This window comes from Pedobacter montanisoli (assembly GCF_022809115.1).
In the GTDB taxonomy this organism is placed as follows: Bacteria; Bacteroidota; Bacteroidia; order Sphingobacteriales; family Sphingobacteriaceae; genus Pedobacter; species Pedobacter montanisoli.
In genome coordinates this window covers 529814-550400 of record NZ_JALGBH010000002.1, presented here as the reverse complement: position 1 = coordinate 550400, position 20587 = coordinate 529814, and the positions used below count along the sequence as shown (strand labels likewise).

Genomic DNA, 20587 nt, shown 5'->3' with positions numbered 1-20587 from the left:
AAAAATAAAGTTAGGTTCCTCATTACAAAGTTAAAATACTTTATTCCCCTTGTAGATCAGGGATTTTACTTCTGATACACGTGATACAGCTTCTGCAGAACAACTGGCATCTACCAATACCATACTGGCATCATCACCTGCTTTTGGCCATTGCTGTTTACCATTATCATCTAAAGGCAATACATTATAAGTAGCTAATTTTAAACTTCTCGACAAGTTAAATTCTGAACCATAGCCATACAACTGGGCCATTAAATTGACTTTATGCAATACACTTCCAGTTCCCCAGGTATTCCAGTGATCTATAATACTATCGTTACCGGTTGCCACATTTACACCATGTTTGTACAATGATGGTATAGGCATGATCAAACTGCCAAAAGGTATGGTAGAAACAATGCCTATTTTGGCGTTGCCCAATTTAGCAATCACTTCTTCCTGTTTATTTTTATCTAAACGCCCCAGTACAAAACAATGACTTAAAAACGTTTTTTCTTTTAAAACAGGATTTTCATTTACTTTATCAATTAAGTATTCAACTGTTTTTAGCCCCGATTCTCCAGTTTCATGCAGATGGATATCTATACCCTTATGACTGTCAAGTGCCAGTTGTACAATAAAATCCATCGTCTTTTCAACACTTCCGTCAACTGTATAAGGATCAACCCCACCTATGTAATCTATATCCATTGCCGCCGCTTCTTTCATCAGTTGCGCCGAGTCTGTATAAAAGATACCATGTTGTGGAAAAGCAACCAGTTCTGCACCGAAGGTATTCTTCTTGTTTTCAAGCGCTTTTTGAAGATTCTTTAATGAATCGAGCTTAGAAGTTGGCTCTATATTTACATGGCTTCTGGCATAACCCGAACCATGCTTTTGTAAAAGCTCTATTAGTTTCTCTGCCCTATAGGTAGAGGTTTTCAGCATTTCGGGTAAAATCTGTTGCTCTAATGCAATCATACCTTTTACACCACCCTGTCTCTTTCGCACTGCTTTCCATGGTCCGCCATAAAATGTTTTATCCAAATGAATATGCATATCCTTAAAGACAGGCAACATAAGCATGCCTTTTGCATCTATGGCGTTGGCATTAGGGTTATTGGCATATATTTTTGTAATCTTTCCGTTTGCAACTTCTACACAGAACAATGCGGTTTTGGTAGCTACTACTTCTTCTCCATCATATTCAAAACCAGTTTCTAAACGAACATTTTTTAAAATCATATCTTTTTTATCTGAATAAAGGCCAGTAGGATGCGCTTCTTTTGGTAGCTCACTGGCAGAAAGCACATCAGGTATTGCGGCCATCCCCGCTACAGTTAGGGCCGAATTCCTGATAAAAGCTTTACGTGATAATTTTGTTGAATCTGACATATGTACTCTTTTTTCACAAAGATAATTTCCACTACATATGCTTTTGAGTAGCTTTTATAAGAAGACTTGTAAAAATTATAACTACTTTAATAAATACATTAATTATTTACATTGTATGTGCTTTATTTATAAGGCAAATAAAAATACCTATTAACAGGTATTTCTATCTATCCTGACATTCAGTATCTTTATATTAAAGATCTGCAGAAGATATTCCGATCACATTCTTATAACACTGCACTTGCTCTCGTTCTCCAATCAAAAAATAGGTTATTAATCCTATAATCTTAACGCCATGAAAATAAAATTAACCTTTATAGGAATTTTACTGATCAGTACATATTCCTATGCGCAAATAAAAATCTTAGATACCACTAAAAAAGATACCGCAGCGCTTATCAATGTGAGTTATCAATTTAAATATGATTTAAACGGCCTCCAGCTTGAAGAATTATTTTACGAAAGAGGTAATAAACAAGAAGGCATAACAGATCAGAAAGTGCCGCCTGGTGGGTATAAAATAAAAGCACTTTATGAAAAACAGGGATATGTATATTACAAATACTGGGAATTTGAGGATAGCTCCTTACAATCTAAATATAATGATGGTAAGATATTTAAAATGAAAAAAGAAAATTTCATGACCATAACCAATAGGCTATATCAAAAATATAAAGGTGCAAAAGTAGGCGCTTATACCATCCCTTTCAGGTTAAGGGGAATAAATAGTGACGATTTCGACTTTGAAACCGCACTTTCTCTACAGGCCAATGTGGTATTTGGATTTGGGCAACAAACAAAGCCGGAATCATGGCTTGATCTTTCGTGGGGATTGGGTCTTACCAGAATTAATTTAGATAGCGACAACAGTAAAGTTACAGAAAACCGTACCGCTTCGGCACTCACAACCTCTCTAGGCGCACTAATCAAACCTGATAAATATGTAAATCTTGGGCTTTTTGTGGGTTGGGATTTCTTAGGAAAGAAAGATAAGGAAGTTGAGTGGATCTACAACAAAAGACCCTGGTTAGGTATTGGCATCAACATCAGTTTTGACGGCATCAGTACTACCAAAACAACTGATAAGAACAGTCAGTAATTGTCCTTAATATTTTAACTTATTGATTAATTTTAATTAACCGATTTCAAGAAATAATTTAACTTCTCTATGAAAACAACGCTTAATTATCTCAAAATCCTGTTACCAGTAACTTGCTTATTGGCAACTTTAAATGGTTTTGCACAAAGTAAAGAACCCGAAGTTTTTAAAGCCCGGATCATTAGTGCAGATAAACCTGCTGCACCCCTTCAGAAAAACACGCAGCCCGTTGCAGCTTCGTCTAATGCTGCAAGCAACCTAAACAAATTCTACGGAATTTATTATTATTGGGTACCCGGTACTTCTTTTATTGTACCGGATTATAGTCGCCAACAAAATGTAATACACAATTCTGCCGGAACAGGTGTATTGCCCGGAAGCATAAAAATCAACGCCGATGGCACTTATATCTGGAACAGCAGTTGGGATCAAAAAATAATCAAAGGAAAATGGCGCCTTACAGGAGACAAGGATTACCCAATTGAAATGATAAATGCCCAAGAAAAGAAAAACTGGAAAGTAGGTTTACATGACCGACCAAAAGAAGCAGACCTCTATATTAAAGATGGCAACACGTGGTATAGTGCAAAGAAAGTGAAGTAAGAGCTAATCTTTTCAAGAAATAAAGGCAGGTGAAAGTTAATTTACCTGCCTTTATTTATAAATCTGTTCCTTGGAACACTTAGATGAATTAAATATTACTTTGAATTTATTTCAGGTTCTACTAAATCAGTAGCATTACTGTTGGCTTTTTGTTCAGGTTTTTGACCTAATGATATACCAGCCACTAAAAGTTCTTGCGTAATGTTTCTGGTGTAATCTAAGATTTCAGCTTTAAATTCTTGCACAGAAGCACCTGAACGTATTTCTTCCAATCGTTTTTCCCATTGTCCGGTAAGTTCAGCCTGTGCAATCTGCTTGTCTTTTACCACCTCATATACCGCCAAGCCTTTGGCTGTAGGCACTAAATTTCTTTTTTCCCTGATGATATACTCGCGGGTTAGCAGGGTTTCTATAATGGCTGCTCGGGTTGCAGGCGTACCCAAACCACTGTCTTTCATCGCATCTCTAAGCTCTTCGTCTTCAATATCCTTTCCGCAGGTTTCCAGAGCCTTTAACAAAGAAGCTTCATTGTACATGGCTTTAGGTTTGGTTTGTTTTTCCAGTAATGCTTTATCTGCAAGAGGCAACTCCTCTCCTTTTTTTACTTTAGGTAAAGCAGTATTGTCTTCATCTTTTTTATCATCCTCTGTATCGTTAAATACCGAACGCCATCCTGCACTTCTTATCACGGTACCATTGGCCGTAAATAGAATTTCGGATTCTACCGTAATCTTAGTGATCTCTTTGATACATTCCTGATGAAAAGCTTCCAACATACGTCCGGCTACCAAATCATAAACAGCCTGATGATCTTTGCTTAAATGCGTAGGTTTTACACCCGTAATTAATACAGCATGATGATCTGTTACCTTTTTAGCATTTACGCTGCGCTTGGTTAATTTAGCTTCCTGTAAATTACCTGCCTGTTTACCGAATGCAGGATGTTCCAGTAAACTGCTGATCAGTTGCGGAACCGTAGCAAAAACATCATCTCCTATATAACGACTGCCTGTACGTGGATAGGTAACCAGCTTACTTTCGTACAGATTTTGCAAGAGCCCTAAAGTTTGATCAGCTGTATAACCATATTTTTTATTGGCCTCTTGTTGCAGCGAACTCAGATCATGCAATAAAGGTGGTGGTTCTTTTCTAGGTTTGGCTTCTACATCAACAATTTGGGCGCCTGCTGCAAAACCCGATGCTACATCCCTAACTTTTGCAAATACTTCTTCACCAGCTTCCTTGGTATCAAAACTATCGGCAGATATGGCTTTAAAAACCTGCCCGTCTTTATCTACCTGTATAGCTATCTGATAATATATTTTCGGGACAAAGTTTTTGATTTCGAGATAACGGGCACAGATCATAGCCAACGTAGGCGTTTGAACACGACCTAATGACAGCACATCTTTTCCTCCAGCCGACAAACTTAATGCCTGAGTAGCATTCATTCCTACCAACCAATCTGAAACCGATCGGCAATGAGCCGAACTGAATAAGGTATCATATTCACTACCCGGTTTTAAATTCCTGAAACCATCTTTGATAGCTTCGTCGGTTTGTGAAGATATCCATAACCTCTTAAAAGGCTTTTTACATTTGAGATAAGAATAGATATACCTGAAAATCAATTCCCCTTCCCTCCCGGCATCGGTTGCTACAATGATCTCAGATGCTTCATCAAACAATTTTTGAATAATATCCAGTTGTTTTCTTACACCCGGGTCTTCAACAAAACCGTCTTTGGTTTTTACTTTCCGAATGGAGAGTTTAAATTTTTGCGGTAGCATGGGCAAATTGGTTCTACGCCAGCCATAATAGCCATATTCTTGTGGCGGTGCCAGTTGCAGCAAATGCCCAAAGGCCCAGGTAAAGGAATATCCCTTACCTTCAATATACCCGTCTTTACGAGTATTTGCGCCAAAAACTTTTGCCAGTTCACGTCCAACCGATGGTTTCTCTGCTATGATAACTTTCATGCTTCCCTTTCACAAATGAAACGTTAAATATCTGAAAAAATATAGTTTTCGGATGTGTTTCAACTCAACAAGCAGTTTATCTGTTTGTGTTTTAGTTAGATAAAAACAGATTTTGAATTGAAGGAAATGTTATGTAATCGTTATCATTTTATCCAAACACTTTAAAAATGCCCAATACAGAGCTTTAAAAATTAATGAGATTAATTTATATCACTAAAACATTTACAACTTAAAGGGGTTAATCTTAAAACTTTAAGGTTTGATAATTATATTTGGATGAGGCTCTGTGCCCCTATTACATCTTTCAATCATTCTAAGAAATGGAAAAAACCCCGAAAAACACCAAATCTTTTAAGCGCATTATTATTGCTGCAATGGCAATTATTGCGGTAACCGCAGCCGGATTTTATTTCTTCGGCAGAAAAAAAACAAAAGATAAACAAGCCTATGCAAAATATATAGATGCCTATACATCAGGAACCATTTCTAAAAAAAGTTTCATAAGAGTACACCTTGCTAGTGTAATACAATCTGTTAACGATCTGGGCAAACCCGATGAACGTAAATTACTGGATTTCTCACCCAGCATAAAAGGAAAAACCTATTGGATAGATGCCCAGACAATAGAATTCAGACCAGATGAGCCTTTAAAAGCCGATCAGGAATATACAGCTACTTTAGATTTAGAGAAGTTAACTCCGGTTGAAAAAGGTCTGGAAGAATTTGAGTTCGAGTTTAAGATTATGAAACCGGGAATGATGGTCACACAGAATGGCTTAATTTCGCAAAATAATACCTCGTTAAATTACATGAAACTAACGGGCGATGTTTACACTGCCGATGAAGAAGACCAAAAAGAAATTGAACAGACCTTAAGCATCGATTTCGGACAAAAACTAAACATCAAATGGTTTCATAATCCTGAAAAACACCGCTCTTCTTTCTCCATAGACAGCATTAAAAAAACCGGGCAAGAGCAAGGAATTACCCTTAAATGGAACGGAAAACCCATAAAAGCCAGCGAGAGCAAAGGAGAGCTCAAATTAAATGTACCAGCACTGGGTATTTTTAAAGTTTTAGATATCAAACCTGTGCAAGAAACCGACAACTATGCTTTGGTACAATTTAGTGAACCTATAAATGTGGGTCAGGATTTAAATGGGTTGATCAGTTTAGGCAGTTTAGAAGATTTACGTTATACCATAGATGGCAGCCAGGTAAAGGTTTATGCAGCCGATGTGCTTGAGGGCAATTACAATGTTGTAGTAAGCACTGGCATCACCAACATTAACGATAAGAATTTAGAAGCGGCCAAAACTGCAAATATCATCTTTGAGAACAAGAAGCCTTCTGTAACCATAGCCGGAACAGGTAGCATTATGCCTAATTCTGGTAAACTGGTATTGCCTTTTGAAGCCGTTAACCTAAAAGCTGTTGATGTAACCATTATTAAAATATATGAAAATAATATCCCTCAGTTCTTCCAGTCTAACAATTACAAAGATGAAAATGAACTGCGCAGAGTAGCCAGGCCCGTTGCACAAAAAACCATCCGTTTAGATGAAGACAAATCTGTTGATCTACACAAGAAAACCCGTTTCACTTTAGATCTCGATAAAATCATAAGAACCGAACCCGGTGCTATGTATCGGGTAACCATAGGTTTTAGGCAGGCCTATAATCTGTATAACTGTGATGAAAAAACAGAGAAAATAGCAGATGGTAATCAAGATGAAGAAGAAGGTTATGGCTACGGCGAAAAGATTGATGAAGATGATGAATTTTGGCAGGCCTATAACAGCTACTACCCTTCTAATTACCGTTGGGATGAGCGTGACAATCCTTGTACGCCTTCTTATTACACCCGTGAAAAATGGGCTAGTCGTAATTTAATTGCTTCCAATATTGGTTTAATTGCCAAACGAGGTAATGATAACAGCATGCTGGTTATTGCTACAGATTTGCTCACCGCCAAACCAATGGCCGATGTAAACATAGAACTGCTCGACTACCAGAAACAAGTATTAACTCAAGTAAAAACAAGTAGCGATGGCATAGTTTCATTAGATCTGAAACGTAAACCCTTTCTATTAGTGGCTAAAAAAGATAAAGAACGAGGTTACCTGCGTTTAGACGATGCCAACTCACTGCCTTTAAGTCGTTTTGATGTAGGAGGCGATGTGGTGCAAAATGGCGTAAAAGGTTTTATTTATGGAGAACGTGGTGTATGGCGCCCGGGCGACAGTGTATTTGTTTCTTTCATTTTAGAAGACAAACTCAATAAATTGCCTCAAAACTATCCGGTTACTTTTGAACTGTACAATCCAAAAGGACAACTAGACAAAAAGGTAATCAGTTCACAGTCCTTAAATGGATTTTACACTTTTAAAACCAAAACAGAAAGTACTGCCCCTACTGGCAACTGGCTCCTTAAAGCCAAAGTGGGTGGTTCTACATTTACAAAGGACTTAAAAATCGAAACGGTAGTACCTAATCGCCTTAAAATCAATTTTGATTTAGGAGGTCGTACTTATTTAGGAAATGGTGCCACAGCTCCTGCCAAATTAAATGTAAAATGGCTGTTCGGTACTCCGGGCAAAGGACTTAAAGCCAAAGTAGATGTAAATCTCAATACCACCACAACTACATTCAAAGGTTTTGAGGCCTATAGTTTCGACAATCCTACGGTCCATTTTCAATCGCAGGTAAAAACCATTTTTGAAGGTACATTGAACGATAACGGCGAAGCTGCCATAAATACCAATTTAAGTGAGAATGGCGAAGCTCCAGGCATATTAAGGGCTAATTTTACCACTAAGGTTTTTGAACCTGGAGGTAATTTCAGCATCGATAATTTTAGCATTCCTTACCATGTATATAACAGTTATATCGGTATAAAAGCTCCAGAAGGGGAAAAACTTAGCGGTATGTTATTTACGGGTAAATCGCACAGCATAGATATTGTAAATGTAAATCGTGATGGTAAACTTTTAGCCACCAATAAAAATGTTCGTGTAGAAATGTACAAGGTACAATGGCGCTGGTGGTGGGAACAGGATAATCAGGATACCTATGCCAATTTTACACAAAACGAATACAACAAGCTCATTAAATCGCAAACCGTACAATTGGTAAACGGTAAAGCAAGTTGGAGTTTCAGAATAGATGAGCCCGAATGGGGCAGATATCTGATTTTGGTAAAAGATGGTAATGGTGGACACACAGCTGGAAAATCTGTGTATATCGACTGGCCGGGATGGAGCCAGCGAGAGCAGGCCAGCAATCCTACAGAAGCTGCAATGCTTTCTTTTACAGCCAACAAAGCTAAATACAATGTAGGCGAAGAAATTGTACTTACTATACCTACCGGCGAAAACGGCAGGGCATTAATTTCTATAGAAAATGGCAGCAGGGTATTAAAAACTTTCTGGACAGATACCAAAAAAGGACAAACGCAGTACAGTTTTAAAGCCGAAAAAGACTGGGCTCCCAATGTATTTGCCAATGTTACTTTATTACAACCACATGCACAAACCGTAAACGATCTGCCTATACGTATGTATGGTGCTATTCCTTTAAATATAGAAAACCCGCAAACCATTTTAAAACCTGTAATCAAAATGGCTTCGGTATTGAAACCCGAAGTAGAAAGTAGCGTAACCATAAGTGAGAGCAGTGGCAAGGAAATGACCTACACTTTAGCCATGGTTGATGAAGGTTTACTTGACCTTACCCGTTTTAAAACACCACAGCCGCATCAGGCATTTTACGCACGTGAGGGACTAGGCGTTAAAACATGGGACTTATTCGATTATGTTTTAGGCGCATGGGGAGGTAATTTAGAACGTCTATTGAGCATTGGCGGTGATGGTTCAATTAACCGCAATCTTAATCCTGCAAAAGCCAATAGGTTTAAACCAGTGGTTAAGTTTATGGGACCATTCCACCTCAACAAAGGAGAAAACAAGACCCATCAATTTAAATTACCGCAATATATTGGTGCTATACGTGTAATGGTTGTAGCCGGACATGATGGCGCTTATGGAAACGCCGAAAAATCGGTAGAAGTTAAAAATCCTTTGATGTTGCATGCTACTTTACCAAGAGTAATAGGTGCGGGAGAGAATTTTGTACTTCCTGTGAACGTATTTGCAACCAATAACAACATTAAAAACGTATCGGTACAAATTCAAAGTGATAAATTAATCTTGAGCTCAGGTAATACGCAACAGCTTAATTTTGCACAGGCTGGCGAGCAGATGGCCTATTTTAATGTAACCGCTCCTGAGGCAGTTGGTGTGGCAAAAGTTAAAGTCATTGCCCGGAGTGGAAAAGAGCAAAGTGTTTATGATGTAGAATTAGAAATCAGGAACCCGAACCCTTACATCAGCAATGTGGTTTCATATACCCTGCATCCTAACCAAAGTCAGCAGATCAATTACAAAGCCATAGGTATGGCAGGAACAAACTCAGGTACCATAGAAGTTTCTTCCATCCCGCCTATTAACCTGCAAAAAAGACTGAATTACCTGATCCAATACCCACATGGTTGTGTAGAACAGATTACTTCGGGCGTTTTCCCTCAATTGTTCTTAGACAGGCTTACACCATTAAACGAACAGAAAAAAACTGAGGTAGAACGCAATGTTAAAAAAGGAATAACCAAACTTAAAGGTTTTCAAAGTACAGAAGGCGGTTTAAGTTACTGGCCAGGCGAAGCAAGGGCTGATGAATGGGGAACCAATTACGCATCGCATTTCTTAATAGAAGCCCAAAATGCTGGTTATACGCTGCCAGTTGGTATGCTAGATGAAATTCTACGCTATCAGAAACGTAAGGCTAACAACTGGACACCAAATACAGATAATTTTTATGGTGGCGATTTGAACCAAGCTTATCGTTTATATACACTTGCCTTAGCCAAAAAACCTGAAATGGCAGCTATGAACCGTTTAAAAGCCTTCCAGTATTTAAGTGTAGCAGCAAAATGGCGTTTAGCCGCAGCTTATCAATTGGCCGGACAAAGCGGAGCAGCCCTTAGCTTAATACGTGGACTCGATAAAACGGTTAAACCTTATCAGCAGTTAGGTGGCACTTATGGTTCTACCCTACGCGACGAAGCCATGATTATGGAAACCCTTACCCTGATGGGGCAAAAAACAGAAGCCGCCAAACTGATGCAAAGTGTTGCTGCAAAAATAGGCGAAGATAGCTGGTACAGTACACAGACCACGGCCTACGGATTGCTTGCCATTGCCAAATTCTGCGGACAAAATAAAGCAGGTACACGTTTAAGCTACAATTATACGATAGATGGCAAAAAAGGAAATACCAATAGCAATGAGTTTATGAATAGCCAGGCCTTAAACTTTAAGTCTAACCAGGCTCTAATAACCAATACAGGTAATAATATCTTATATGTTAGATTAGTTTTGCAAGGTCAGCCAGCCAACGGACAAAATGATTTTCTGCCTAACAATGCCGAGAACTTAAGCATGAGTGTAAGTTATAAAACGCTTAAAGGTCAGGATATAGATCCTACTGTAATTAAGCAAGGAACTGATTTTTATGCCGAAGTAACCCTAAAAAACCCTGGAAATATGGGTTACTATGAACAAATGGCACTTACCCAGATCTTCCCTTCTGGTTGGGAAATCATCAATACAAGGTTAAATGACAACGAAGGCTTCTTAAGTTCTTCGCCTGCCACTTATCAGGATATAAGAGACGATCGCGTATTTACCTATTTTAACATACGTGAGCATGAAAGCCTTACTTATAAAGTACTACTCAACGCATCGTATATAGGACGTTACTATTTACCTGCTGTATATTGCGAGGCCATGTATAACAACAGTATTAGTGCTACACAGGCAGGCAAATGGGTTCAGGTAGTAAAATAATTAAAGACGGGGCCACACATTGATAAAGATAAAACGGATAAAGCCCACCGAAAAACGTATAAATGCATAAATCTTTTCCATAGCAACTGATTTTATAACAAATCAGCTGCTATGGAATTTTGTTACCCTTAAAAAATGAAGAAATTAAAAAAGACATTGGTCATTACTGATTTGATTTGTCTTTTATTGTTTTTATGCTTTGTATTTTCACTGCCGGGGAAATTATTTAAATCGCCCACTTCATATATTGTAGAAGCCGCTAATGGCGATTTATTAAGCGCAGCCATAGCCAAAGATGGACAATGGCGTTTTCCGCAAAGCGATACCGTTCCCGATAAATTTGCGAAATGCATTGTTGCATTTGAAGATAAGCGTTTCTACCACCACTTTGGTGTAGATTTTATGGCACTAAGCCGTGCCATGAAGCAAAATCTGAAAGCCCATAGTGTAGTGAGTGGTGGAAGCACAATCAGTATGCAGGTAATACGCCTGTCAAGAAAAAAAGACCGTACGCTATGGCAAAAAATCGTAGAAATCTATTTGGCATTTAGACTGGAGTTTACACATAGCAAAAAGGAAATACTAGCTTTATATGCTGCAAACGCACCATTTGGCACAAACGTGGTTGGACTTGAAGCAGCAAGCTGGCGTTATTTTGGCCGAGATGCCGGAAGCTTATCATGGGGCGAAATGGCAACTTTAGCTGTCCTGCCCAACTCGCCATCGCTGGTACATCCGGGAAAGAACACAACACGTTTAACCCAAAAACGAAACAACCTGCTCGATAAAATGGTAACCCTCGGATACATAGACCGGGAAACTGCAAATTTAGCCAAAACAGAACCACTTCCGGGTCGTCCTATTTCTTTACCACAATATGCCCCCCATTTATTGAACAGGTTTAAAGAAGAAAATCGTACGAACGATACACGGCTAAAATCTACCATAAATTACAATCTGCAATTAGAAGTCAATAATATTTTAAAAAGATACCATAACAGGTATAAAGCCAATGACATTAACAATATTGCAGCTTTGGTTATTGAGGTAAAAACAGGCCATGTAATGAGTTATGTAGGTAATTATTTTCAACCTGAAAACAAAGAACTTGAAAGCCATGTAGATATGATCAAGGCTCCTCGCAGTCCGGGCAGTACCTTAAAGCCTTTATTGTATGCCAGTATGTTAACCGATGGATTGATTTTACCACATACTTTGATCCCCGATGTGCCTACTCAGATTGCAGGCTATAAGCCGCAGAATTATGATTTAGGCTATGATGGTGCCATTGCCGCAGACAAAGCATTGAGCAGATCATTAAACATACCTGCCGTAAAAATGTTGCAGCAATACAAATACGAACGCTTTTATGATAAATTGAAAAAACTGCATTTTAGCACATTAAATCAGCCTGCCGATCATTATGGATTATCTTTGATTTTAGGGGGTAGTGAAGTTACCATGTGGGATTTGTGCCGAGCTTATTTAGGCATGGCCCGCACGCTAAACCATTATAATCTTTACCAGGGTAAATACAACGCAGCCGATTATAGTGTACAAAGCTACAAGCTTGAAGAAAAGACAAAGGAACATGAACCCGAACCAAACTCCATCTTAGATCATGGCGCCATATGGGCTACTTTTAATGCCATGCAAGAAGTGATGCGCCCCGGCGACGAAGGTTTATGGGAGCAATTCTCTTCTTCACAACGCATCGCATGGAAAACCGGTACCAGTTTTGGTTTCAGAGATGCATGGGCAATTGGTCTAAGCCCTAATTATGTGGTATGTGTATGGGTAGGCAATGCCGATGGCGAAGGCAGACCAGGTTTGACCGGAATTGAAGCCTCTGCTCCCGTCATGTTTGATATTTTTAGGTTATTACCCAATAACAAATGGTTTGCGGTACCACAAACCAAACTCAAAAAAATAGAAGTTTGTAAACAAAGTGGATATAAGGCAGGAGAATATTGTACAGAAAAAGTATTAGAACAAATATCTCCTGCAGGAGAAAAAACCGCTATTTGCCCTTATCATAAATTAATACATTTAAATCCTCAGGGTACATTTCAGGTTACTGATGCCTGCATGAGCCCAACACAAATGCGCCACGAAAAGTGGTTCATATTGCCTGCTACCATGGAATATTACTATAAGGTAAAACATGCCGATTACCGTCCTTTACCCCCATTTATGCCTGGCTGTAATGAAAGCGGAGAAAGTGGTATCATGGAAATGATTTATCCTAAAAATAATGCTCTGGTTTATATTCCTTTAGAACTTGATGGTAGTCGGGGTAAAGTGATATTAGAAGCAGCTCATCGTCGTACTAACGCAACTGTTTACTGGCATTTAGATGAAGAATATATCGGCAGTACCAAAACATTTCATCAAATGGCCGTAAATCCTCCTGCAGGCAAACACACGCTTACCTTAGTTGATGATAAGGGAGAACGACTGGTGCAGGTGTTTACTGTAATGGACAAATCAAAAGGCAAGCATTAATTCTTCTTTACGTACTTACGTTCTACTGTACCCGTAGTAATTAAAAATTGTGCCCCCATATAAGTTACCATAATGATGAGTGGCGCATAATCTACCTGAGCAACAAACTTATTGTAAGCAAGTACCGTATCAGAAATAATGAAAAGTATCGATCCCCAGCAGATCCATTTAAAACTCCTGAAATTGGTCTTGCCATAACGCAGTGCAGCCATGATTCCCATCATGGTAATCACAAAACAATACACCATAATCGGGATTTTTAAAGCACCTAAATACGGCCGCAGGTATAAAAAAACAGATACGCAAAAAGTCATGTAAACTAAAAAGACAGGCAGCGCATTTCTATGCTCAACCTTAACTTCGTTTGATGCATCAACGTAAAAAGCAAATATGTAAAACAGGTGTGCAGTTAAAAAAGCTACCATGCCACAAATAAAAAATGTATCCGTATGAACGGGCAACATCAGGAAAATATCGCCCAATAAAGAAAAAAACAAACCACCTATTATCCGCTTGGTAAACCTACCCTTGCGCTTTACCGATAAAATAATAAAAATAATCAGCGAGATACAAATGGCCGATTTGGTAAAATACCTTAACTCATCAAAGCCGTTTACAATGGCAAAAAGCTCGGCAAAGGCAATAATGGCAAAACCGAAACTAAATTGAGGATAATTTTTGATCATGGTTCAAAGAACGTTTGAGAAATATAAATAAGATTACAGAGAGCAATAAAAGCACAACAGAAAGATACACAACCTGATTTGAAAAACCTGTTTGCATAAAATGGTAAACAATAAATGCCCCTAATATAAAGCGCAGATATTCAGCTGGGTTTAACCATCTTTTTTTCTCGAGCAATGCCCCACAGGTAAGTAAGGTAGATACTGTGAACAAAGCCAATAGCACATTGGTTAACCATCCAAACTTAGCAAACATAAATAACAACACAGAGCCGGTGCCTAAAGCAATCAAGAACTGAAATACTACATAAAAAACTACGGATGCGGTTCCATTGGCATCGAATTTTCTATAATTAACTACATCTATTTCAGGTGCAGATTTAAATCCGCCCAATTTTTCGGGAAACCAACCCGGAGGCTTGATAAACACCCTGATTTTATCCCCCATTCCATCCGCTTTTTGAGCAGTTTGCCATAACTCAACCCAATAATGCACATTTGCCCATACCGGATTCCAGCTGGCTAGTGGAGTAGTTATTCCGTAATAAACCTCCTCCTCTTCTTTTTGAAAAGTACCAAACATCCTGTCCCAGATAATTAAGGTACCTGCATGATTTTTATCAATGTACTTAGGGTTTGAACCATGATGCACACGGTGATGTGACGGCGTATTAATGATATACTCCAAAAAGCCCATATTTTTAATAGCCCGGGTATGAATCCAGAATTGGTACAAGGTATTAAAAGAACTCAGGGTTAAAAACATAATAGGATCAAAGCCAATAAATGCCAAAGGCAGGTAAAACACCCACGAAAACCAACCCTGAAACCACGACTGGCGTAAAGCTACAGTGAGGTTGTATTCTTCAGATTGATGATGCACAATATGCGCAGCCCAAAGTGCATTGACCTGATGGCTCATACGATGAAACCAGTAATAAAAGAAATCAACACCGATAAAGAGAATAATCCAGATCCAGATGTTATGTGGCAGATCAAATAAACGCCAGTGCTCAAAAATATATTTATATCCAAAAAACAAGATGGTTTTCATAGACAATCCTACAATCTGCGAGCCTATACCCTGGCTCAAATTTGCAAGAGAATCATTTAACCTGTAATAATTGAGCTTCTTGTAAAAAGCATAAGCCAGTTCAACACCTATCAGGATAAAAAAAATAGGTACCGATAGTGCTATATAATCTACTTTCATAATCTCAAAATATTTATTCTCTTGTAGCTGATTTAATCATATCTGCTGCCAGTTCTTTACCTAAATAATTGTCTATAGCTACATGCATAAGGTACAGAATTGGGGTCATAGCCAAAGCAATAATGAACTTGTAGGTATAGCCTACCAAACCAATGGCAGCTACCATTTGCCAACTCCAGTTAAACTGTGGATTTAAATAAAAAGCAATAAATATAACCACAAAACTATCTATCAATTGGGATATTACTGTTGATCCGGTAGCTCTTAACCATAATGCCTTATCGCCTGTAACTTTTTTGATTTTATGGAAGATCAGTACATCAGCCATCTGCCCAAAGATAAAAGCAGTAATCGACCCCACAATGATCCACATACCCTGTCCAAATATCGCCTGAAATGCTCTTGGCATATCTACTTCCTTTCCATCAACATGTTGGGTAACCCAAAAATCTGAAGGCTCCAACCACATAGCGGCAGCCACAATTACAAAAGCACCAGCAATAAGAACAGCGGTTAAAACGGATAGAAACCTTACCTGTTTTACACCAAAATATTCATTGATAATATCTGTCATGATAAAAATAACAGGCCAGGTAATTACGCCAACAGACATGTTAAATGACAGGTTGGGAACACCAAACAGGTTAATATCAAATTTATTGATGCCTAAACTGGATTCAACACTAAATATCTTCACCCCAATAAATTCAGAAATAATGGCATTAGCCACAAAAAAGGAACTCAATACCAATAGTAATCGGCTTTCTTTAGTTTTAAAGGTCATAAAATTAAAAGTACAAATTTTTAATAAATAAGAATTGAACTTTAAGCAAAATCAGGTATATCAATTTAATTGTTAATTTCGCAAAGATGATCAACCTTAATTCAAAGCTTCCTACCGTTGGTACAACTATCTTTTCGCTCATGTCTAAAATGGCAGCAGATTACAATGCCATTAATCTTTCGCAAGGTTTTCCTGATTTTATGCCAGATGCCCGCTTAATTGAATGTATTAATGATGCCATGAAAAGTGGGCATAATCAATACGCACCAATGGCTGGTAATATCCGGTTACGTGAACATATTGTTGAGAAAGTTGAGCGCCTGTATAAAGCAAATTACAATCCCGAAACAGAGATTACCATCACAGCCGGAGGAACTCAGGCTATTTTTACCGCTTTATCTGCCGTTATTCATCCGGGTGATGAGGTGATTGTATTTGAACCAGCCTATGATTGTTACGCACCTGCCATAAAACTGTTAGGTGGCTTGGTAAAACCTTTTGAACTTACCGCCCCCGATTATAAGATAGACTGGGAAATGGTAAAAAAGCTATTTACAGCTAAAACCAAGCTTATTATCCTGAATACACCACATAATCCAACAGGCACTATATTAACACCAAAAGATATTGCAGCCTTAATCAAATTAACCAAAAACACCGATATCCTCATTTTAAGTGATGAGGTATATGAACATATTATATTTGATAACGAGGAACATCAGAGCATTGCAAGATATCCTGAATTATTTGAAAGAAGCTTTATCGTTGCATCTTTTGGTAAATTGCTACATGCCACCGGATGGAAGATCGGTTATTGCATGGCACCTGAGAGATTGATGAACGAGTTCAGAAAAATTCATCAGTTCAATGTGTTCAGTGTAAACACGCCTATGCAGGCTGGAATAGCCAATTATTTGAATCAGGAAAATATTTACCCTGAAATCTCCGTTTTCTTTCAAAAGAAAAGAGATTTTTTCAGAGATTTAATTGCACAAACCAGATTTAAACTTTTACCCTGCAAGGGCTCATATTTTCAATGTGTAACATTTAAGGATATAAGCAACGAAAAAGATCTTGATTTTGCTGAACGACTGGTCAAAGATTTTGGTGTGGCAGCAATACCTGTTTCGGCATTTTACAGTAAAAATCCGGACGAGGGAACCCTTAGATTTTGCTTTGCAAAAAAAGAAGAAACTTTACAAAAAGCCTTTGAAAAATTGATAAAGGTTTAATTTTATAGAACAAGATATTGATATGGAACCACATTACTTAAATATCCAAAATCTGAAAATAACCGTATTTCAGGCTTATTTATTTTGGGAGAATATCGAAAAAAACCTGCAAAATTTAGCCTTACGACTATCTATTGGCTTACGTGAAAAAACCGATCTCATTGTGCTGCCCGAAATGTTCAATACCGGCTTTACCATGAATGCGGAGCAGCTTGCCGAAGAAATGGATGGCAATACTATGCAATGGATGCACCAAATGGCACGTAAATACGATTGCGTAGTTACCGGAAGTCTGATTATAAAAGAAAACAACAATTACTATAATCGCATGATCTGGATGTTGCCTGATGGAAGTTACCAGCATTATGACAAACGTCATCTTTTTGGATTGGGTAGTGAAGACAAACATTATACTGCCGGAAAAGATGCCCTGATTGTAGAACTGAAAAGCTGGAAAATACGTCTGGCTATTTGCTACGATCTACGCTTTCCAGTGTGGTTACGTAATAAAGACGCCGAATATGATTTACTACTGATCATTGCCAGCTGGCCTGATAAGAGATCTGCACACTGGCGCACCCTAATACATGCCCGTGCTATTGAAAATCAAAGCTATGTAATTGGTGTCAATCGTGTTGGCCATGATGGTGACCAGATTTACCACAGCGGACATTCTATGTGCATAGATCCTTTAGGTAATACTGTTTATTATAAACCTGAAGACGAAGATTTGTACACTTTCAGTATCAATTACACAGATTTAGAAAAAACAAGACGTCAGTTCCCATTTTTAAAAGATGCTGATACCTTTAACCTGAATTAACATGATCAACCGTAGAAAATTTATACAATCCACCGTTTTAGCTTCTGCTGCTGTTGCTTTAAATAATAAAACAGCACTTGCTGCGTTTTCTGGCAAACCTATTGTAATTTCAACCTGGGATTTTGGGATAGCAGCCAATAAAGATGCTTGGAAAATATTAAGCAAAAATGGAACTGCGTTGGATGCCGTTGAATTGGGCGTACAGAATGCCGAAGCCGATGTAACCAACCAATCTGTAGGTTATGGTGGTTTACCAGACCGCGATGGTATTGTTACTTTGGATGCCTGTATCATGGATGATAAGGGAAATTGTGGTGCTGTTTTAGCGTTAGAAAACATCAAACATCCCATTGCTGTGGCAAGAAAGGTAATGGAAAAAACACCTCACGTAATGCTGGCAGGAAACGGAGCATTACAATTTGCATTAGAACAAGGTTTTAAAAAAGAGAACCTTCTTACCGAAAAAAGCAAAAAAGACTGGCAAGAATGGCTTAAAACAGCCAAATACGAGCCTGTTATGAATATAGAAAACAAGCTTTACAACACCACTCCTACTAAATTACCCGGAAATCAGTACAACCACGATACAATTGGCATGCTGGCATTAGATAGCAATGGAAATCTTTCTGGTGCCTGTACCACAAGCGGTATGGCTTATAAATTACATGGCCGTGTAGGCGATAGTCCTATTATTGGTGCTGGTCTGTATGTAGATAATGAAGTAGGCGGAGCAACATCAACTGGAGTTGGCGAAGAAGTGGTACGAAACGTAGGTTCATTTCTGGTAGTAGAGCTGATGCGTCAAGGCTATTCTCCTGCCGAAGCTTGTAAAGAAGCTGTTATGCGTATCATCAAGAAAAAACCTGAAACAGCTAAAAATATACAGGTAGGTTTCTTGGCCCTAAATAAAAAAGGCGAATATGGCAGCTATGCCATACAACAAGGCTTTAGTTATGCGGTATGCAATAACGAGAAACAAGATCTGCTGATTAAATCTTTAAGTTACTATTAATGCTACTTGAAGTTTGCGCAAATTCTTATGCTTCTGCTTTAGCTGCACAACAGGGCGGAGCAAAGCGGGTTGAACTTTGTGATAATTTAGCCGAAGGAGGAACAACTCCAAGCTATGCACAGATTAAACTTTGTATAGAAAACCTGTCCATAGAAATCTGGCCTATCATAAGGCCGAGAGGTGGCGATTTTCTGTATAACGACATAGAGTTTGAACTGATTAAAGAGGACATCAGACTTTGTAAATCCTTAGGCTGCCACGGAGTGGTTACAGGCATACTCAAAGCCAATGGCGACATAGACAAAGAACGCATCCATATTCTAAAAACAATTGCGGATTCTATGCCTGTTGCCTTTCATCGGGCTTTTGATATGAGCAATAATCTTCCAAAATCTTTAGAGGATTTGATTGAGTTAGGTATCGTAAGAGTATTAAGTTCAGGGGCAAAACCTACTGCCCTTGCGGGAGCCAATAAACTTGCTCAATTGGTTAAACAAGCCAATAAACGAATAGAAATTATGCCGGGTGCCGGAATCAATACCAATAACATCAAAAAATTAATTGAAACTACGGCTGCACCTTGTTACCATGCTTCTGCAAAAGATATTGTACGTAGTAAAATGATGTTCAAAAATCAACAAGCTAAAATGGGTGATATTGAAGATGAATATGCTTATGAACTCACCTCGTCTGTAAAAGTTGAACAACTCGTTACAAAAATTAACAAGTATACTAAACATCCATAAATCTGAAATCAAATGAGCAAAAATATAATCCTTTCTTTGGGTTTTCTTCTTATTTCTTTATCGGTATTTGGTCAGATTGGGAAAAAAGCTCCTGCATTTGCCCTTGGTAATTTCACAGATGATTATGGTATAAAATACGAAGTGAATGATACCGTATGGACGCAGGGTACAAACATCAAATACCATATCATTAAATGGGTACCCGAAAAGCAATATTTAATTGCAAAAAATGCCTCTACCAATAAATTCGATGCAGGTAAATATACCCGCATAGATTACATGACCTTTGAAAACATGGGTGATTGGAAATGGGGATTTTGCCTTACGGTTTATAAAGCCGAAACAGATGAAATAGCCGAAAAAACTGCCGCCGCCGATAGGGAAAATCCTAAAAAGGGATGCAATGGTTATCCTTTCTCCAGAATGAAAAAGGTTGAGTAAAATCAATATTAACAGAACTGTCATGCTGAACTTGTTTCAACATCTTTCTTAAATCGTTAATTAACCACATAGAACGCATAGCTTTATTGAATCAGGTTAAAATAGAGCCTGAAATAAATTCAGGGTGACGCTATTTTTTCACTTTCTTTCCTCTTACCGTCATGCTGAACTCGTTTCAGCATCTTTTAGC

14 protein-coding genes are annotated in these 20587 nt (G+C 38.3%); 9 read left to right on the top strand and 5 right to left on the bottom strand.

The window, feature by feature from the left end; genetic code table 11:
* Nucleotides 1-30 precede the first annotated feature (30 nt).
* Complete coding sequence (locus MMF97_RS10175; protein ID WP_243362124.1) at nt 31-1374, bottom strand: amidohydrolase; 1344 nt, start codon at nt 1372-1374, stop codon at nt 31-33.
* Between the two features lie 295 nt (nt 1375-1669).
* On the opposite strand from MMF97_RS10175, the gene MMF97_RS10170 reads away from it, so the two are divergent.
* Together MMF97_RS10170 and MMF97_RS10165 are read left to right on the top strand one after the other, a co-directional pair.
* The gene (locus tag MMF97_RS10170; RefSeq protein ID WP_243362123.1) at nt 1670-2473 is read left to right on the top strand and encodes a hypothetical protein; all 804 of its coding nucleotides are present in this window, start codon (nt 1670-1672) and stop codon (nt 2471-2473) included.
* Nucleotides 2474-2542: 69 nt separating this feature from the next.
* Nucleotides 2543-3076: a hypothetical protein gene (locus tag MMF97_RS10165; protein ID WP_243362121.1), complete on the top strand. Its 534-nt coding sequence runs from the start codon at nt 2543-2545 to the stop codon at nt 3074-3076.
* A 95-nt stretch (nt 3077-3171) separates the two neighbouring features.
* Here the strand turns inward: MMF97_RS10165 and MMF97_RS10160 are convergent, their stop codons facing one another.
* Complete coding sequence (locus MMF97_RS10160) at nt 3172-5055, bottom strand: DNA topoisomerase 3 (RefSeq protein WP_243362118.1); 1884 nt, start codon at nt 5053-5055, stop codon at nt 3172-3174.
* 320 nt (nt 5056-5375) lie between these two features.
* Here MMF97_RS10160 and MMF97_RS10155 point away from each other — a divergent pair, with 320 nt between their 5' ends.
* Nucleotides 5376-10958 carry an alpha-2-macroglobulin family protein gene (locus MMF97_RS10155; protein ID WP_243362115.1) on the top strand — a complete coding sequence of 1861 codons (5583 nt, stop codon included), beginning with the start codon at nt 5376-5378 and terminating at the stop codon, nt 10956-10958.
* A gap of 135 nt (nt 10959-11093) precedes the next feature.
* The gene (gene pbpC, locus MMF97_RS10150; RefSeq protein WP_243362113.1) at nt 11094-13463 is read left to right on the top strand and encodes a penicillin-binding protein 1C; all 2370 of its coding nucleotides are present in this window, start codon (nt 11094-11096) and stop codon (nt 13461-13463) included.
* Here the strand turns inward: pbpC and MMF97_RS10145 are convergent.
* Genes MMF97_RS10145 through MMF97_RS10135 form a run of 3 tightly spaced genes read right to left on the bottom strand, consistent with a single transcriptional unit; the run spans nt 13460 to nt 16143 of the window.
* A complete protein-coding gene (locus MMF97_RS10145; protein ID WP_243362112.1) occupies nt 13460-14149 on the bottom strand; it encodes a lysoplasmalogenase in 690 nt (229 codons plus the stop codon). The two genes, pbpC and MMF97_RS10145, sit on opposite strands and share 4 nt — an antisense overlap.
* Nucleotides 14124-15359, bottom strand: a complete 1236-nt coding sequence (locus tag MMF97_RS10140; protein WP_243362110.1) for a sterol desaturase family protein — start codon at nt 15357-15359, stop codon at nt 14124-14126. The genes MMF97_RS10145 and MMF97_RS10140 overlap by 26 nt, the downstream gene beginning before the upstream one ends.
* 13 nt (nt 15360-15372) lie before the next feature.
* A complete protein-coding gene (locus MMF97_RS10135; RefSeq protein ID WP_243362109.1) occupies nt 15373-16143 on the bottom strand; it encodes a queuosine precursor transporter in 771 nt (256 codons plus the stop codon).
* A gap of 86 nt (nt 16144-16229) precedes the next feature.
* On the opposite strand from MMF97_RS10135, the gene MMF97_RS10130 reads away from it, so the two are divergent.
* From MMF97_RS10130 to MMF97_RS10110, 5 genes are read left to right on the top strand one after another with little or no spacing between them, the layout of a single operon-like run.
* Nucleotides 16230-17375 carry a methionine aminotransferase gene (locus tag MMF97_RS10130; protein ID WP_243362107.1) on the top strand — a complete coding sequence of 382 codons (1146 nt, stop codon included), beginning with the start codon at nt 16230-16232 and terminating at the stop codon, nt 17373-17375.
* Nucleotides 17376-17397: 22 nt separating this feature from the next.
* On the top strand, nt 17398-18198 hold the full coding sequence (locus tag MMF97_RS10125; RefSeq protein WP_243362104.1) for a nitrilase family protein: 801 nt from the start codon (nt 17398-17400) through the stop codon (nt 18196-18198).
* Between the two features lies 1 nt (nt 18199).
* Nucleotides 18200-19210 carry a N(4)-(beta-N-acetylglucosaminyl)-L-asparaginase gene (locus tag MMF97_RS10120; RefSeq protein WP_243362103.1) on the top strand — a complete coding sequence of 337 codons (1011 nt, stop codon included), beginning with the start codon at nt 18200-18202 and terminating at the stop codon, nt 19208-19210.
* On the top strand, nt 19210-19956 hold the full coding sequence (locus MMF97_RS10115; RefSeq protein ID WP_243362101.1) for a copper homeostasis protein CutC: 747 nt from the start codon (nt 19210-19212) through the stop codon (nt 19954-19956). Before MMF97_RS10120 ends, MMF97_RS10115 begins: the two co-directional genes overlap by 1 nt.
* A gap of 12 nt (nt 19957-19968) precedes the next feature.
* Nucleotides 19969-20397 carry a hypothetical protein gene (locus tag MMF97_RS10110; protein ID WP_243362100.1) on the top strand — a complete coding sequence of 143 codons (429 nt, stop codon included), beginning with the start codon at nt 19969-19971 and terminating at the stop codon, nt 20395-20397.
* Nucleotides 20398-20587: the final 190 nt, after the last annotated feature.

Coding starts and splice junctions, on each gene's coding strand:
- MMF97_RS10175 (WP_243362124.1), bottom strand. CDS start 1,374: ATGTCAGATTCAACAAAATTATCACGTAAAGCTTTTATCAGGAATTCG.
- MMF97_RS10170 (WP_243362123.1), top strand. CDS start 1,670: ATGAAAATAAAATTAACCTTTATAGGAATTTTACTGATCAGTACATAT.
- MMF97_RS10165 (WP_243362121.1), top strand. CDS start 2,543: ATGAAAACAACGCTTAATTATCTCAAAATCCTGTTACCAGTAACTTGC.
- MMF97_RS10160 (WP_243362118.1), bottom strand. CDS start 5,055: ATGAAAGTTATCATAGCAGAGAAACCATCGGTTGGACGTGAACTGGCA.
- MMF97_RS10155 (WP_243362115.1), top strand. CDS start 5,376: ATGGAAAAAACCCCGAAAAACACCAAATCTTTTAAGCGCATTATTATT.
- pbpC (WP_243362113.1), top strand. CDS start 11,094: ATGAAGAAATTAAAAAAGACATTGGTCATTACTGATTTGATTTGTCTT.
- MMF97_RS10145 (WP_243362112.1), bottom strand. CDS start 14,149: ATGATCAAAAATTATCCTCAATTTAGTTTCGGTTTTGCCATTATTGCC.
- MMF97_RS10140 (WP_243362110.1), bottom strand. CDS start 15,359: ATGAAAGTAGATTATATAGCACTATCGGTACCTATTTTTTTTATCCTG.
- MMF97_RS10135 (WP_243362109.1), bottom strand. CDS start 16,143: ATGACCTTTAAAACTAAAGAAAGCCGATTACTATTGGTATTGAGTTCC.
- MMF97_RS10130 (WP_243362107.1), top strand. CDS start 16,230: ATGATCAACCTTAATTCAAAGCTTCCTACCGTTGGTACAACTATCTTT.
- MMF97_RS10125 (WP_243362104.1), top strand. CDS start 17,398: ATGGAACCACATTACTTAAATATCCAAAATCTGAAAATAACCGTATTT.
- MMF97_RS10120 (WP_243362103.1), top strand. CDS start 18,200: ATGATCAACCGTAGAAAATTTATACAATCCACCGTTTTAGCTTCTGCT.
- MMF97_RS10115 (WP_243362101.1), top strand. CDS start 19,210: ATGCTACTTGAAGTTTGCGCAAATTCTTATGCTTCTGCTTTAGCTGCA.
- MMF97_RS10110 (WP_243362100.1), top strand. CDS start 19,969: ATGAGCAAAAATATAATCCTTTCTTTGGGTTTTCTTCTTATTTCTTTA.